13 protein-coding genes are annotated in these 15,238 nt (G+C 56.0%); 2 read left to right on the top strand and 11 right to left on the bottom strand.

The genetic code is table 11. The features are described from left to right. On the top strand, positions 1-144 hold a 144-nt coding region (locus tag AC0L3B_RS33290; RefSeq protein WP_473381762.1), incomplete at its 5' end, for a transposase domain-containing protein. A 324-nt stretch (positions 145-468) separates the two neighbouring features. On the opposite strand, the gene AC0L3B_RS33285 is transcribed toward AC0L3B_RS33290, so the two are convergent. Then, the gene (locus AC0L3B_RS33285; protein ID WP_473381759.1) at positions 469-1,314 is read right to left on the bottom strand and encodes a right-handed parallel beta-helix repeat-containing protein; all 846 of its coding nucleotides are present in this window, start codon (positions 1,312-1,314) and stop codon (positions 469-471) included. A 241-nt stretch (positions 1,315-1,555) separates the two neighbouring features. After that, positions 1,556-2,593: a glycosyltransferase gene (locus AC0L3B_RS33280; protein ID WP_473381758.1), complete on the bottom strand. Its 1,038-nt coding sequence runs from the start codon at positions 2,591-2,593 to the stop codon at positions 1,556-1,558. Positions 2,594-2,710: 117 nt separating this feature from the next. Here AC0L3B_RS33280 and AC0L3B_RS33275 point away from each other — a divergent pair, with 117 nt between their 5' ends. Next, entirely contained in the window at positions 2,711-3,478 is a 768-nt protein-coding gene (locus AC0L3B_RS33275; protein ID WP_473381757.1) for an FkbM family methyltransferase, read from the top strand. Between the two features lie 200 nt (positions 3,479-3,678). Here the strand turns inward: AC0L3B_RS33275 and AC0L3B_RS33270 are convergent, their stop codons facing one another. The 9 genes from AC0L3B_RS33270 to AC0L3B_RS33230 form a co-directional block, all read right to left on the bottom strand. Beyond that, positions 3,679-5,001, bottom strand: coding sequence for a glycosyltransferase family 4 protein (locus AC0L3B_RS33270; RefSeq protein ID WP_473381756.1), 1,323 nt, complete (start codon positions 4,999-5,001; stop codon positions 3,679-3,681). A gap of 181 nt (positions 5,002-5,182) precedes the next feature. After that, a complete protein-coding gene (locus AC0L3B_RS33265) occupies positions 5,183-6,502 on the bottom strand; it encodes an O-antigen ligase family protein (RefSeq protein ID WP_473381755.1) in 1,320 nt (439 codons plus the stop codon). A gap of 88 nt (positions 6,503-6,590) precedes the next feature. Then, positions 6,591-7,253 carry a class I SAM-dependent methyltransferase gene (locus tag AC0L3B_RS33260; protein ID WP_473381754.1) on the bottom strand — a complete coding sequence of 221 codons (663 nt, stop codon included), beginning with the start codon at positions 7,251-7,253 and terminating at the stop codon, positions 6,591-6,593. Continuing rightward, positions 7,250-8,704: a class I SAM-dependent methyltransferase gene (locus AC0L3B_RS33255; RefSeq protein ID WP_473381753.1), complete on the bottom strand. Its 1,455-nt coding sequence runs from the start codon at positions 8,702-8,704 to the stop codon at positions 7,250-7,252. Before AC0L3B_RS33255 ends, AC0L3B_RS33260 begins: the two co-directional genes overlap by 4 nt. 22 nt (positions 8,705-8,726) lie before the next feature. Then, complete coding sequence (locus tag AC0L3B_RS33250) at positions 8,727-9,959, bottom strand: glycosyltransferase family 4 protein (RefSeq protein ID WP_473381761.1); 1,233 nt, start codon at positions 9,957-9,959, stop codon at positions 8,727-8,729. 828 nt (positions 9,960-10,787) lie between these two features. Further along, entirely contained in the window at positions 10,788-11,768 is a 981-nt protein-coding gene (locus AC0L3B_RS33245) for a glycosyltransferase family 2 protein (protein ID WP_473381752.1), read from the bottom strand. 81 nt (positions 11,769-11,849) lie between these two features. Next, positions 11,850-12,992, bottom strand: coding sequence for a DegT/DnrJ/EryC1/StrS family aminotransferase (locus AC0L3B_RS33240; protein ID WP_473381751.1), 1,143 nt, complete (start codon positions 12,990-12,992; stop codon positions 11,850-11,852). Next, positions 12,989-13,990, bottom strand: coding sequence for an NAD-dependent epimerase/dehydratase family protein (locus AC0L3B_RS33235; protein WP_473381750.1), 1,002 nt, complete (start codon positions 13,988-13,990; stop codon positions 12,989-12,991). The genes AC0L3B_RS33240 and AC0L3B_RS33235 overlap by 4 nt, the downstream gene beginning before the upstream one ends. Further along, entirely contained in the window at positions 13,987-15,162 is a 1,176-nt protein-coding gene (locus AC0L3B_RS33230) for a DegT/DnrJ/EryC1/StrS family aminotransferase (protein WP_473381749.1), read from the bottom strand. The genes AC0L3B_RS33235 and AC0L3B_RS33230 overlap by 4 nt, the downstream gene beginning before the upstream one ends. Positions 15,163-15,238: the final 76 nt, after the last annotated feature.

Here is a 15,238-nt window from a genome sequence, read left to right as displayed (position 1 = left end):
ACCTGCAAGCTCATCGGCGTCGAACCCCACGCCTATCTCGCCGACGTCATCACCCGCATCGTCAACGATCACCCGAACAGCCAGATCGACGAACTGCTACCCTGGGCCTATCTCGCTACCCAAAAACGCTGGCGCGTGGCCTGAGAACATCGCTTACATTGGGTCCAACTAGCGCTGAAGCTCTGCTTCATGGTGGGAGACGAGAGGTTAGTCCATGCCGCCAATTCCAGCGCCCCACCAGGTTCGTTTAGTCTGGACGGCAGAAGATCTCGTCAAAATACAGGCGCGCTCGTTGTGATGGATGGGCCTCCGCACTGAGCGGATTGCGGCTCGCTGAAAGGCTGGTAATGCAGTATTTGAGCAACTTCTCTTACAAGATCGTTGATTTCATCATCGCGCCCGTGATCGAACAGTTTAGATATCGCGATGAATTGCTGAGTTGGGCCCTGGAAATCGTCTCAACGCGTGTCATTTCGAGTCTAGAGCACGACCCGTGACATGATCGAGGTTTCCCCGCCAAACAGGGTTGTTCTTGACGACAGATCTATACCCCCATTGTCCTTTACCAAGGCGGTTGTTTGTGAACGAAACCCCCGTCACCGGACCGCCATTAAATTGAGCTGAACTATATACTGTGTAACCGCCCCCGATAAGTAGGTTGTTATCGACCGTTATATTTGAAATCGGACCGAAGAAATTGTCGATCATGACTGCCGATGTCTGATTGTAGGAATTGATGATCGTGTTATGAGTGATCATGACGTTCGAGATGCCGCCGTCGATTTGAATACCGTCGTAATGCGCTGGACCCGACGCTTTCAAGTCATGGATGAAATTATCACGAATGAGAGATACTCCCTCGCCTTGCAACGTTATGCCATTCTCAACATTATAGATGTTGTTCCGGAGGAACGTACCTTGGCCGGCAATGCCGCTCGAACCGTCGTTGCCTGTTCCAACGCCATTGATTTCGCAATCTTGGACAATTGCGCCCATTTCGCCCAGCTCGATCTTGACTTGATAGGTCGCCGCGGCGGTGATCTTGCTTCTTTGAACGGTCACGTTGTTGTGTTTGATGTAAACTGAACCTGAAATATCCAGCTCTTCGATTACCTGACCGTCCCTTACGGTCACGACGTCGCCCTTCCTAACTTCAAGTACGGCCCCCTTGGGGACGCCGGTGTTGGCCTCATTAGGCCATGCGCTGCTCGGAGCTTCGTCGAGGACAGCCCCCGCAATTCGACGGCTATCGCCCTCTTCAGCGGCAGAGCCTTGCATATACAAAACCCACAATGCAAACGGCAGCGACAACATACTGGGCCATCGCATTTCGAGATTCCTTAATCACAGCTTGTGCGCAACCGGCGCCAACGCCGACATGGCCAGGACGTAATCAATCCGAACTAGACGATTTGCTCTTCATCCATGCCACCGCGGTCACCGCAACTTGACGACAGTTTTACTGCTTGAGCGCATCTTTTCCACGAACACCAACCAAGGAATGCGACAACGCACAAGCAGCGAGCTCAAAAGCATCACCGGTTCGTCGAATAGCTCATGACAGCTTCCGATACCAACTCGGTTGACCTGTCTCTCCCTTTAATCCCGCCGCCACGCCCTGGAGCACCGCAAAGAAATTCCCTGGCGAACTATTAGCAAGAAATCGAAGCGCATAGAGGCCCGAAACGGCGATACGAGACGGCAACGACCATGGAAAATGTCTTCGAACAAGCCGAATCGTGTTGCGGTGTTGCAGATAGACTGCAAGCCTTGACATCGCAGAACCACCCGACGAACCCGTCGTCGTGCCGCCTCGATGCACGACAATGGACTCGCTCGCATATCCGAGCCGCACCCCCAACTTCTTCGCCCTCACCCCCCAATCGAGATCTTCATCGAACAGAAAAAAGCTTTCATCCATCAAGCCGATCTTCTCAATGCATTCTCTCGTCACATACATCGATGCTCCGGACGCGCTGTCCATCGCATCTTCGACTGCGGACAGGTCAAACGGATCGCCAATCCGTTCATTCAAACCGATCGCAATCGTCCGTGCCACGAACCTCTGCCAATGCAACCCGCCGCGGAAGCGGACGACGCCGCAATCATTCGTCTCCAAAATCGTGCTGCCAACCATGCCCTTATCCCCAAGCTCAGCGCGGGAAACCAGTGCCGCGAGCGCATCGGGAGCGGGCTCGGTATCGGGATTAAGTATCCATATCCCCTTCCATCCTCCGACATGAATAAGTTCACGAAGCCAAGCGTTTATTCCCCCGGCGTACCCCAGGTTGTCGGTTGCGCAACCAATCAGAACTCTGGACGGCCGCGAGGGAAATCTCAGATATCGGCTGGCGATAAATCGTGCTCCCTCGCCCCGAACATCAGCCGAAGCAAGCTCCCGCAGACCATAAGAATCGCCCATCAGGCTATCGACCAGCTGCTGGTATGACGCCGGGCCGCCATTCTCGCAGATGAAGACATCGAAATTGGGTGAGGTAACGTCCGCAAGGGCCTTGAAGCATTGGACAATATCGTCTGAATTTCGGAACCCGACGATGATGACTGCGACATCCGCGCACTCTCCAATACTCATCACTACCCCTGAACGGCCGTATAAAACTCGTACAATTAAATACCTCGATATTAGCAAATTTACATTATTTTACAGCCTCTGCTGGCATTATCAACAAAAGAATGGCATTAATTTCCAATGGCAAACGCCAAGGCGCTCGCGCGGTTTCTGTACGCCAACATTCCTGGAGTGGCAGCTATCAGGTTTGCGGCGAAAGACCTCACCGCGCCCTTCGTTGTGAAGCGCGAGTTTTGGGGCGTACCCTATCTGTCGAGCCAAGATAGCCTTATTGTGGACATTGGAGCGAACCGGGGTCAAAGCATAAAGGCATTTAGGCGATTTGCGCCCGCAGCGAAAATTGTCGCGTTCGAGCCAGAGCCAAGATCAGCCATTCAGCTCAAAAAGCGCCTTGGTCAAGATCCGAGCGTCACCATACATGGATGTGCCCTCGGTTCGACGCGCGGCACGATAACATTTTTCGTTCCGAAGTACGGCTGTTGGGACTGCGATGGCATGTCAGCCACAGACTACAAATCTGCGACCGAATGGCTCCGCGATCCTGCCCGAATGTTGCGCTTCGACGAAGCGAAGCTCGTTGTCAAGCAACACTCCGTCGAATGCAGGACGCTGGACTCGTTCGCATTAGCCCCTCGCCTCGTGAAGTTGCATGCACAAGAAGCAGAGCTTGACATTTTGCAAGGCTCGCGGACCACGATCGAACGACATCGGCCGGCGCTAATGACCGCCTTTCCTACGCCTAAGGTGAATGATCTCCTCGAGAGTTGGGGATATCGACCTTACGATTATCGGAACGGCTATTTCGCGGCGGGCATGACCGATCGGTCTCGTACATTCACGTGGTACCTGACCGAGGATCATAAGAGCGGACTTCCGATCCGACGCTGACAAACGCGTCAGCTGAAACCAATCCCAGAATCCTGGTCCCACGTTTTATGGTTTGCTCCGGCCGATCCGGCGAGCAACCTGATGATCCTCGCAGTAGCGCGCCCGATCGAGCGCTTTCCGAAATTGCAATCCGCAAATCGAAATGCATTGCTGATGCAACTAAGTTGCCGGTGATAATTGTCAGAGTCTTAGCATCACCACTAGACATCGCTTCCTTGCGGTGCACTGTTTGCTGCACCACTGCCAATAGCTGGCACCGTCACGTCTAATAGGGAGGTCGCGCCGCAATGGGGACGATTATCCGTTGCCAGGCACTGCTGAACAACGTTGGCAATCGTGCTCTCAAACGAATCCCACTGCCATCGCTCTAAAAAGCGACGGTGAGCTTTGGCTGCGAGCGCCTCTCCCAATTGAGGACTCCTCAGCAGCTGAATACATGCAGAGGCAAACTCCTTCGCGCGATCGGCCAACAGAATCTCTTCTCCGTGCTCCGCCGCATATCCAAAGGCTCCGACCGTTGTCGTTACAACCGGACATTTCCTCGCAAATCCCTCCGCCACCTTTACCCTCGTGCCAGCGCCTTCTTTGATGGGAACGATCATCGCCGACCATGATGCGATTTCGGATCCCGGGTCCTCCAGCCAACCGCGGCCAGTGATGTCCGGACCTAGTTTCGTCAGATATCCGTCGCTCTCACGGCCCACTAAGCGGAGCTCCGCCGTTGGAAGCTCCTGCTTGATCATTGGCCACACGTCACGTATGAACCACTCGAGCCCCTTTGCGTTGGGCTCAAACGTACAATTTCCGATGAACCCCACGCGCGGTCGTGCCGATGAAACGCAGCGTGACTGCGCGACCGGGGTGCAGCCGTTAGGGATGACATGGATACGTTCTTGCCTGCCGAGCAATCGGCCTAGGTAGTTCCGATCATTCTCACTACACACAACCAAAACGCAAAATCTCTGCAGAAAACGCTGCTCTCTGCAGCGCCAGATCCAGGCCATCCTGAGATTGAGTAGTCTTCTCATCAGGCTGCCGCCCGACCGCGCACGCGATCGATACAAGCTACTAAACAGATCATCCACATCCAATACGGAACGCGGCCATTGATCGATGCGAAACCAATTGGCAATCCGGACACTGTGAATCCATATGAGATCGTGCTGCTGAATCAATTCTTGCAGGCCCTCCCGATCTGTCTTGCTAACCGAATAGCCGTCGGTCGACATGTAGGTTGGGTCAACCTCGTGTCTGAATCTGTGGTTGAGACGGGCAAGCGATGTTTCGATCCCGACCGGCAGAGGACGCGCGACCCTGCGAACATCGAATTTCTGCCTCGTCCTGAGCACAGTTTCCTGGTCTTCGGTTTCTCCCGGAGCAATTACAAACGACACGTCCCCGAATCGATTGAGCAGCTTGCCAATGTTGAGCACGCGCTGCTGTGCACCGTAGGCGTCCGCCAAAGGCCAGTGGGAAGTGACAAATAGGATCTTTGGACGGGGTCGTCCGAGTTCTATTGACATAACCTACTCACCAATTATTTCCCTTGGAACAAGGCCGCGCTGCGAAATCGGCGCACGACTCGCTACATATCATCGGTCGAGCCGTCGACTACGAATGTAGGCGTGCGATTATCACGATACTCTCCGCGTCATCTGCACTTCGCGTTGCGGGTCGCAAGCACAGCAGATGAACAGTTCTGCCTCAAGCAACGCCGTGTGCTACTCTAACCACCCCATCCGCAATCGTCCTCCTGCCGAGGCCCTGTGCAAGATTCCACTCATACACTGAGGCTCTCGTGCCGATACACACGCCCCAGAAAATCCACATGTAGTTCCAGAATGCGACTGTAAGCCCGACAAACATGAACATTACAAGCACGGTAGTGAAGGCGAGTTGTAGGGGCGCCACATAGGATCTGACCGCGACAGACGCCGTCGATCTCATCGCCAAAACATTCGTTAGTACCATCAAGATGGCCATCGGAATGCCGTAGCGTAGCGTGTAGACTAACCAAACCGAATCGGTGGTCGCGTCAAGTATCGCACTGTTGACGGACCCGAGTGCATATCCTGTAATCGGCGCTTGGGAGATTCGCTCGAGTGCAGCGTCCCAGATAAGAAGCCTGAAATAGGACGACTGCGGATCGAATGTCAGATGAGATAGCACCCACCCGATAGGGTTATTGGTGGAAACCATCACAATACCCCACAATGCGAATAGCGTCACAATCAATGCCTTCCAACGCCAGCGATAACTGCACAACTGCCAATCATAAACGTACACCGCGGTAGCGAGCGCGAACGACATCAGCGCCGCGGACGAAAAGGACAAGACGCAACCCACAAGGCTGATGGAAATGTAAAACCATCTCCTGGCTATGTTCGTTTCGGTGAAGAGTACGACCACACCCACCATGGCGCAGAAGGTCCCCATCAAAATCGGATGGCTGAACGTCGATATGGCCCGGATCACACCGGACCGATACTGCGGGGACAGAGACGGGATATTGAGCAAGCTCGCCAGAAGATCCGGGACGACCCACCGGCCAGTAAGAGTGTCCAAGACCGCAACGCCGACGGTGATCAACATAGAGAGCTTGAGCACTCGTATGAAGACTGCCAGCCCCTCGGGACCGTAGACGAACGCCCTAGCCACGAAATATCCGCCGATGAATTCGAGCGCTTCTGCGCCCGCGGAGGAAAGGGACGCCGTTCCGTCAACATAAATGGCTGCACCGATCATCCACACGCCGGTCAGGAGAGCCAAAAGATCCACCGACAACAACTGACGCCCCGCCCGAGTCAATCGGACAATTGCAGGAATCAGAAGCAGGACGATGCCCACACGCCCGGACGTGAATTTTGCGCCGCCAATCATAACCGGAAGGTCCGAGGAAAAAATGGCTCCCATCAAAATTAGATAAGCCGGCAGGGAACTGACACGCCGATGCCCCTCGCTCACAGTAATCGGCCCCCTTAATCCGCGGCCCAAATTGCTTCTGTTGGCAAAAGAAGACGTCATATCTTTCGTAGGCTCCGTCCTGGCCTTCGGCCAATTACAACACTTCACTCCTGGAACGGTCGGCGTCGAACAACCAATTCCGTCGCGCTCACGGCGCCGTGCTCCACCTTACCCTTCGTTGTATCAACCGCTCACCCGCCGGCCGACCGAGCATGATGTACTGCTTTGCGAGATGATGGCGCAGCAACCCAAAGGAAACCCGATCGACAAAATTCGACTTCGGGCCGGCAAATCCCGAAACTACACCCTTCATTACCTGCAAGTTCGATGAGTTCAGGAGATCGACGGCGGTCTCCTCAACAAAAAAGCGCAAATGAGTCCGGTCCAAAATTCCGGCGTCGGCGTAGGCAAAGCGACGGCGCAACAGGAGCGGAATTGACACGCTGATATGAGAAATATTTGGAACCGAAACTATAATGCTGCCGTCCGCGTTTAGCAGCGCCGCCAATTTCTTCAGTGTGCCTTCTGGATCAATGAGGTGCTCGAGTACGTCAAGCAGGAGGACGAGATCATATTTCTGAAGCTGTGGCCAACAAGTGTCTACATCACCAATAATCGTGTTGTCCGCATTGCTCTCGAGCATCGGGTGCAATTCGGGATTGATCTCCACACCCGTCGTTTGTGACTTTGGATATATCGTCTTGAGCCACCGCAAAGTCGCGCCCGATCCTGCGCCGATATCCAGGATGCGGTCGGCAGATGGAGGCAAGAGCGGCGCGATTTCGCGACGAACGCGATCGTAGTAACTCATTTGATTGTTCCAGAATTCTGGCCGACGGGAGCCCTTCTTTGAGCCACCGCGATCAGCGTCGGCGAAAACATCTGCGAGACGAAGTTCGGCGCAAAAGAGCGGAGGATGTCGGTCCGATGGCGGACGACATGCATCGCCCTCTCCACTTTCATTCCAGATTCCTTGCACCAGTCCTTTATCTCTCCGAGGGAGGTCCGATGCACGCCCGTCGTTTCAAACGATCTCCAAATACTCAGATCGCGAGAGTGCCACAACTCTTTCCACAGCGACGCCAAGTTGAGCGTGTTCGGGGTCTGAATAATCACAACGGCACCGGAAGCCAGGTTTTCCGAGAACAGCGACAGCGCAACGACGGGGTCGCGCAGAAGATGCAGGACGTCCAGATAGAGGATGCAGTCGAATGTCCGCCCCCGAAGCGACTTCTTGGCTTCTTGGAAATCACCGGGCACCATCTTTACGCCTCGCATCTCCGCGGTTCTGGCGATAACGGGATCGAGTGGCAGCGCGGCAACATCCAACCCTCGCTGCACGAGCCAGCCCTCGGTGCCGCCTGCGCCGCATCCAATCGAGAGCACTGAGCGCACGTGAGATGGAATGGCAGAGACGATGGCTTCAGAGACCCCATCGTAGTAGTCTTTCGAGTAAAGCCCGCGCCACATTCTGGTCTCAGTGACGAACAGCGGATGCGCCTTCTTCTCTTCGGCGGACAGGTCCAGCATGACGTCGATCTGCGCCAAGAGCTCCACCCGGTTTACGCCCAACTTCCCGGCGTATCTGTCGGACAAATGATGGATCGTAAAATCATCCAAATGCGAAATCGGGATCAGTTTTGTAAGGCCACACTGCGTGTATGGATCGGTAGCAGCGGAACAGAGCAGGTCGTATTTGCCCTCATGCGGGGTAACCAGAAACCCGCCGGAAGCCAACGCCTTCTGCAACTGATCGCGCGTTAAAACGTAAAATGCTGCGTGCTCGTTCGTGAATTTGGCGAGCGTATAGTTTCCTCTCGACCTTATCGAGGTGGACTCCCAGTGAAAATACCCGTGCACTTCCGGAAAGTTGACTTCGCCTTGCACATCGCGCTCGATCCGAAGAAATCCCGCGACTTCGTCGGCACACAGCACAGAAGACACCTCCAGAAATGCTCGCAAGTTCCTTTCGGTAACGAGCATGTCGTCTTCTGTGTAGATATAAAGATCGTAGTCCTTAGAACGATCTGCAAAGAGCTTTTTGTGCTGGAACGGCAGCGACCAAGGATTGCTGTTGGGCAGCCCTACTATCGTTTCCACGCCGATGTAGGGGCTCTTATCCAAATTTGACACGATGATGAGTTCGACGTCAAATGACATCGAACGATACTCGGCGACCAATCGCCTCAAGTAATTATCGTTGCGTGTTCCATAGCTGGCGATTGCGACCAGAACACGGATCTTCTCTCTGCTATTGGACATATCGACTGCCGATGTGTTTCGTTCAAGCGACTGCCTTGAGGCGTTTCATCGAGGCCGTGCGTTTTAGAAGATCGGCATGCGCTGCCACACACCGCTCCGCGGAAAAGCGCACGGTCGATTCGGCCCGCAGGTCTTCACGGATACTACGCCAGTGCTCCCCTTGAACCACGACGCGTGACATCGCTTCGACCAGCGCGCGACGATTCGCTTGCGGTGCGAAGCGTAGCCGGGACATCATCTCCCAATCCATCCCCTCAGGATCTCCGAGCGGATTTGGAACTACACAGCCACGCTTGTCGTCTTCACCAACTATTTCGACGGCGCCGCCCACTTCGCTCATAACCACCGGAATTCCAGCAAAGAGGGCTTCCATAGGCGCGAGCGGCCACCCCTCAAAGAACGAGTCAAGTGCGAATGCATCCGCCGCAGCCAGAACGTCTGAAGCAGCCATGCAATGATCCCGAAGGTGGATCTGCGCTGCGCATCCTGATTGGTCGCGTAACCTCCGGATTTGCTCGTAATAGGAGACGTCGTGAATCTGGCCAGCTACAAGCAAATGCGCGTTTGGAAACGACCGCGCCACATCCACAAACGCAGAAACAAGCCCGAACGAATTTTTTTGAAGATGATATCGCGCCATCGATACGAACAAAAACTCGTCCTGCAAGCCCAGCCAAGCGCGCGCCCGCGACCTATCGCTGCGGATAATGTATTGTTCATCAATGCCATTGGGAATGACGGCGATTCGATCCACTGGATAATCTGGAATTGCTTGCCGGTATTGCCGCGCCACCATCTTGCTTACGGCGACGATTCCGTCGATGCTTCTGCTTCGCAATCGTTCTGCGGACCACGAGTCCCGTCGAAAAAGCGAGTGCGACCCATGCAACGTCTCTACGATCGGAACACCGGCATTCGAGGCCGCCTCGATCATCCACTTTGGTGCGCCATGAGCGCTGACGACGTTTGGGGGATCCGCAGCAAACCAGTCCCGCACGTCTTCCTCAGAAATCTTGATAACCGTCACGCCCTCTCGTCGTAGCGTGTCCGCCAAGTGCTCTCCCGCTCCGGCGAAATCGATGGATGAAGTCGGATAGAGAATGGTGACATCTACGCCAAACTCCGGAAGCAAGCGGCCAAGAACCGCAACCATTCGATCCAATCCACCGACGTCGAGGGCGCCTGTCGCGATCGCGCACTTCAACCTCGGTTTGGTGTCTCGGTTCTTCTTCTGACCTTCGGGTTCTAAGAGCACGCGGCTTACGAGCCGCCCCGAACCAGCCGACCCCGGTTCAGTTCCGAGGTAGCGTTGCTCAAAGAGGCTCTCTCGCCCGGAAATGAGTGGCACGGACCAGTCTTCCACAAACGCGGCGGATTTAATAGAACGGACCAACAGATGACGCGCCAGCCGACGCAGCGGAGACGGGATCGGCCATCGACGACGTTGGCACCAGAGAATAACCTGTGATGCAGCTCTTCTAACCTTCTGGGGTCCGCCGGACCGTTGGTGTCTCGGCGGCAGTATATTTGCATCGAACTCTAGCACTTGGCCCAATCCTTTACGAAGGCCGCGCGATATCCAATTTGCTGAGTGCAAAGCACGACGAGCCCTTCCATGAAGGATGACCCGGAATGTCGCACCTAAGCGGCCCTTACAGCGGCGCCGATTGGCTCTCCGCGTCAGCAAAGATGGCAACCGAGCATACCGCGGCAATCGGACCTCCCGGATTATCGCCGCCTTATTCACCCGTGATTTAATATTAATTATCTACAACATTCAATCAAATAAAACATTTTTAATATCTTAATTAACGAAACCCAACGCCTCTCTCGGTGGACCAGAGCGTCCCAGCGTGTCTCCGAAGCCCCCTCGAGCAGCCGCGCGTAGTTTTCGCGGAATTTCCGTTGGAAGTGCGCGACCGCAATCGACGCGGCCGAGCGGATAGCACGCTCCAGCGGGAGGCACCTTAGGCTTCGGACAGAGGAAAATGGCTGATCATAAGCATAGAGGTCGACAGTTCCTAAATGCCCATCCAATGGAACCGCCCCCAATATCACCAATGATTTCAACGTGTTTGGCACTCTACTTCGTCGACCGCGGTAAAGTCTCCTTCAAAACAGACTTCGCCCACTCACGGCCTGCAGGCCCGGGAATTTTTAACAAATGCCAAATTGGCGGTAAGTAGCGAAGCCGGCGATCCAGATCTATGGAACCGCGGATCAGCTGGACACCATCCTTGAAATGGCCACGCCGCATCAACCCGATCCCACGACGGAATACTCGCTCGGCCAGTGCATGGTGAGCAACGCGTCGCAAGGCGCTCGAGCTAGCCAGACGATCCTCGTACTCGTCGAAGAACACCTCAAACGCTAGTTGACACTGTCGATAGTCGAGCATTATCTCAGCAAAGTACGGATTCGACATCGCAGTCGAGTGCTTTCGATAGATTGCCTGCACAGCATCGATGCGAGCTATCGAGCTCTTCGCAGCAAAACGAAGCCACATTTCCATGTCGCCCGCATGCGGTAGAGATGTCCGATAGCCACCGACCGCTTTTTGCATGCTGGTCCGAACGATCGCCGTGGGTGTTGGTACCAGATTGGCCGCTTTGGTGCACATCTCAGTGAGGAGATCGTGCAGCGCCCAAGAGTGACTCTCTGGTGCGTCGATGATCGGTTGTGGAAGACCTTCAAGCCAGGGAAGGCAACGGCCATACGTTAGTCCGATAGCCGGATCGGAATCCATCACTGCGGCCGCGCGCTCAAGTGCACCCGGCACCAGCATGTCGTCCGCGGACAGCAAGAGAAAATAGTCGCTGTCTGCCCACTCGATGCCTTCGTTGTACGTTGCAATGTGTCCATGGTTGCGGGCATGCGAAATCACCTCAACACGCCGGTCAGAGGCCGCCAAACGGTTTGCTACCTCCACGGACTCATCCGACGAAGCGTCATCGATCACCAGAACCCGCACGTCACGGACAGACTGATCGAGAACGCTGTGGACACAGTTCGCGAGGTAGCGAGCGTAATTGTAACAGGGTACGAGTACGTCGACCTTCGCCATGGCTTTCTTCCAATCGCTCCCAGGTAAGCCGCACCGAATGGTGCCTCGCATGTTCTCCTCGCCGATTATCCTTCGCGAGCGCTAGCGACGCGCCAGTTCCGCCTTAAGGCACTCTGCGACGCGAAGCTGCTCTGCCTCGCTCATCTGCGCATAGATCGGCAGCAGGATCGAACGGTCCTGCGCCAGCTCTGATTGGCGGAGGTCGTGGCGCTGCTTTGCCTGCGCGTAGGGAGGCTCGCGGTGTGAACACATGATGCCCCGCCGCGTGGCGATACCCTGGTCGAGCAGGTTTTGCATGACTGAGCGCTGATTGATCCAATCGGGCAAGCGCACACAATAGCTCTGCCAATTGGACCGCGCCCAGGCCGGCTCGAAAGGTAGCCGCAATGCCTCGATATTCCCGAGCACCTCGGTGTAACGGGATGCCAACCTCCTCCGGCGAGCGACGAGCTCCGGAAGTCGCTCCAGCTGTTTGCGCCCGATCGCGGCCTGCATGTCGGTCATCCGGTAATTGTAGCCGGAAACAAGGTACTCTTCGAAGATGACCTGGGAAGAGCCATGCCGCACCACGTCGGGAACGCTCATTCCGTGCTGGCGCAGGAGCCTGAACTTGCGGTCAAGCTCGGCATCCGCAGTGGTGAGCATCCCGCCTTCGCCAGTAGTGATCACTTTGCGCGGATGAAAGGAAAAACAGACGATACGTCCGTGCGGCTTGCCGATCCGGTCCCAGCTCTCTTCGATCAGGATCTGGCTGCCGGCAGCGCAGGCTGCATCTTCGATCAGAACGAGGCCATGGCGATCCGCCAGCGCGGTCAGGGCTGCTAGATCGCAGGGCATGCCCATTTGGTGAACCGCGATAATCGCGCGCGTGCGTTCGGTGATGGCTTCGGCCAGCCGGGCGCAATCGAGATTGTACGTCTCGGGATCGATATCGACAAAGACCGGAGTGGCGCCCTGATGCCGGATGACGTTTGCAGTCGCAATGAAGGAGTGGCTGACCGTGATCACCTCGTCGCCGGTGCCGATATCCAAAGCCGCCAAGGCGAGTTGCAGGGCGGTCGTGCAATTGGAGACGGCACAGGCGTATGGCGCACCAACAAGAGCGGCGAACTCGCGCTCGAACGCCGCCACCTGCGGGCCTTGCGATACCCAGCCCGACAACACGACTTCGCGCGCAGCGTCGGCCTCGTCGTCCGCAAGCAGGGGCAAGGCGATCGGAATCACGATGCCGCCGCCTGTCGTTGATGGTCCGAAACGAGCTCGCGTTCGGATCGCCACCATTTCACGAGATCGGCGAGCCCCTGCTCTAGTGAAACCGTGGTGCGGAAACCCAGCAAACGCTCTGCCTTGCCCGTCGATGCCAGCCGCCGCGGTACCGGATTGACCGAGCGTTCCGGCGCGAATTCGGGTGTCAGGCCGCGGCGTCCCATCACAGACGCAAGCACCGTAGCCAGCTCCGTCAGGCTGGTTTCAGTGCCGCTCCCCACATTAAAGACCTCATCCGTGATCTTTGCCCTGGCTGCAAGGATGTTGGCGCGCGCGATGTCGCGGACATGGACGAAATCCATGCTCTGACGGCCGTCACCAAAGATAATGGGAGGCAATCCGGCTTCCAGCCGCTCCATCCAGCGGATCAAGACCTCGGTGTACCGTCCGTGGATGTCCATCCGGCTGCCGTAGACGTTGAAATATCGAAGTGCGACGTAATCGATGCCGTACGCATCGTTGAAGGTACGCAGCAGAGCCTCGTTAAAGGCCTTAGCGGCTCCATAGAGAGTTCGGTTGTTGTACGCATTCTGGCGCTCGGTGGTGGGAAATTCCTCTGCCATGCCGTATACGGATGCCGACGACGCCGCGACGATCTTCTCAACATCGTGCTTGATGCACAACTCCAGCAGGTCGTAGGTGGCGTCCACCATGACCTCCTTGGCAAGGCGTGGTTCGGCCGCACAATGAGTGATTCGGAGCGCCGCCTGGTGAAATACAATATCAGCAGCCTTGAGCAACGCTTCCATCAGCTTGCGATCGCGTATGTCGCCATGAACCACTCTCACCGGGCCACGTCCGAGCGCGCGCCCGAGATTTTCCGGCCGGCCTCTTATCATGTTGTCGATGGCAACGATCTCGATGCAGCCCTCATCGCAGAGCAGATCAATGATGTGGGAGCCGATGAAACCTGCGCCGCCGGTGACCAGAACGCGTTTTCCCTTGAGATCAATCAAGACGCTCTCCTGTTGTGGGACCTTGTCACGAGACTCTCTGGATGCTCTGCTCGGTCGCTTGTCACTTCGCTGGGCCGCAGTGCCGCGTTCCTGAGTGTGGAGGCAACCTCGACCACCTGTTCCGGCAGCAACTCTGGATAAATGGGAAGAGAGAGGAAATCGTTCGCCAGCATCTCGGTGACGGGAAGATCACCGGCACGATAACCGAGTTCTGCATAGGCAGTCTGCAGATGCACCGGAACGGGATAGTGGATCCCGGCGCCGATGCCGGCTTCACGCAATAGCGTCAGCGCTTCGTCGCGCCACGGCAATCTGACCGCATAGACGTGATACACGTGACGGGCGTACGGGGGCGGCTGGGGACGCGGGCATGAAAGATCAGACAGCAGTGCATTGTATCGCTCAGCGAGCGAACGACGAGCTTCCGTCCAGCGCTCAATGTAGTTCAGCTTGACGTTCAGTATCGCGCTCTGAATTTCGTCCATGCGATAGTTGTATCCGGGAATGACGTGATTGTATTTCGTCTCCTGTCCCCAATCCCGCAACAGTGACACGCGGCGTGCCAATTCAGGCCGATCGGTTACGACGGCCCCGCCCTCGCCAAAGGCTCCAAGATTCTTGCCGGGGTAAAAGCTGAAGCATCCCAGATCGCCAATCGAGCCCGCGCGACGTCCGCGGTATTCCGCGCCATGCGCCTGCGCGGCGTCCTCGATGACGACCAGACCGTGACGACGCGCGATCTCCATAATGGAGTCCATGTCGGCCATCTGCCCGTGGAGATGAACCGGCAGGATCGCCTTCGTTCGCGGTGTTATCGCAGCCTCGATCGAACCGGGATGCATCGTCCATGTTACCGGGTCAACGTCGACAAACACCGGCCTGGCTCCGCTGTAGAGAATCGCTGCGGTTGTCGCGACGAAGGTCATGGATACCGTGATGACTTCGTCACCGGTTCCGACGCCCGCCGCCAGCAAGGCAAGATGAAGTGCCGAGGTTCCGCTGTTCACCGCGCGGCAATGGGCGGTCCGGCAATATTCCGCGAAGCGACCCTCAAAGGCAGTGACCTCTGGGCCGAGCACAAAGTGCCCGCTGCCGACGACTCTCGCGACCGCGGCGTCGATTTCCGGCTTGATCTGGCTATATTGGGCTTTCAGATTCAAGAAGGGTATCAAGATTCAAGTCCTCTATTGGACCAACATTATAATACATTTAACCCGTATTATTATATTTAATCAATCATTAAATCTT

The organism is Bradyrhizobium sp. Kon56, assembly GCF_055807635.1.
This window is presented reverse-complemented; position numbering and strand designations above follow the sequence as displayed.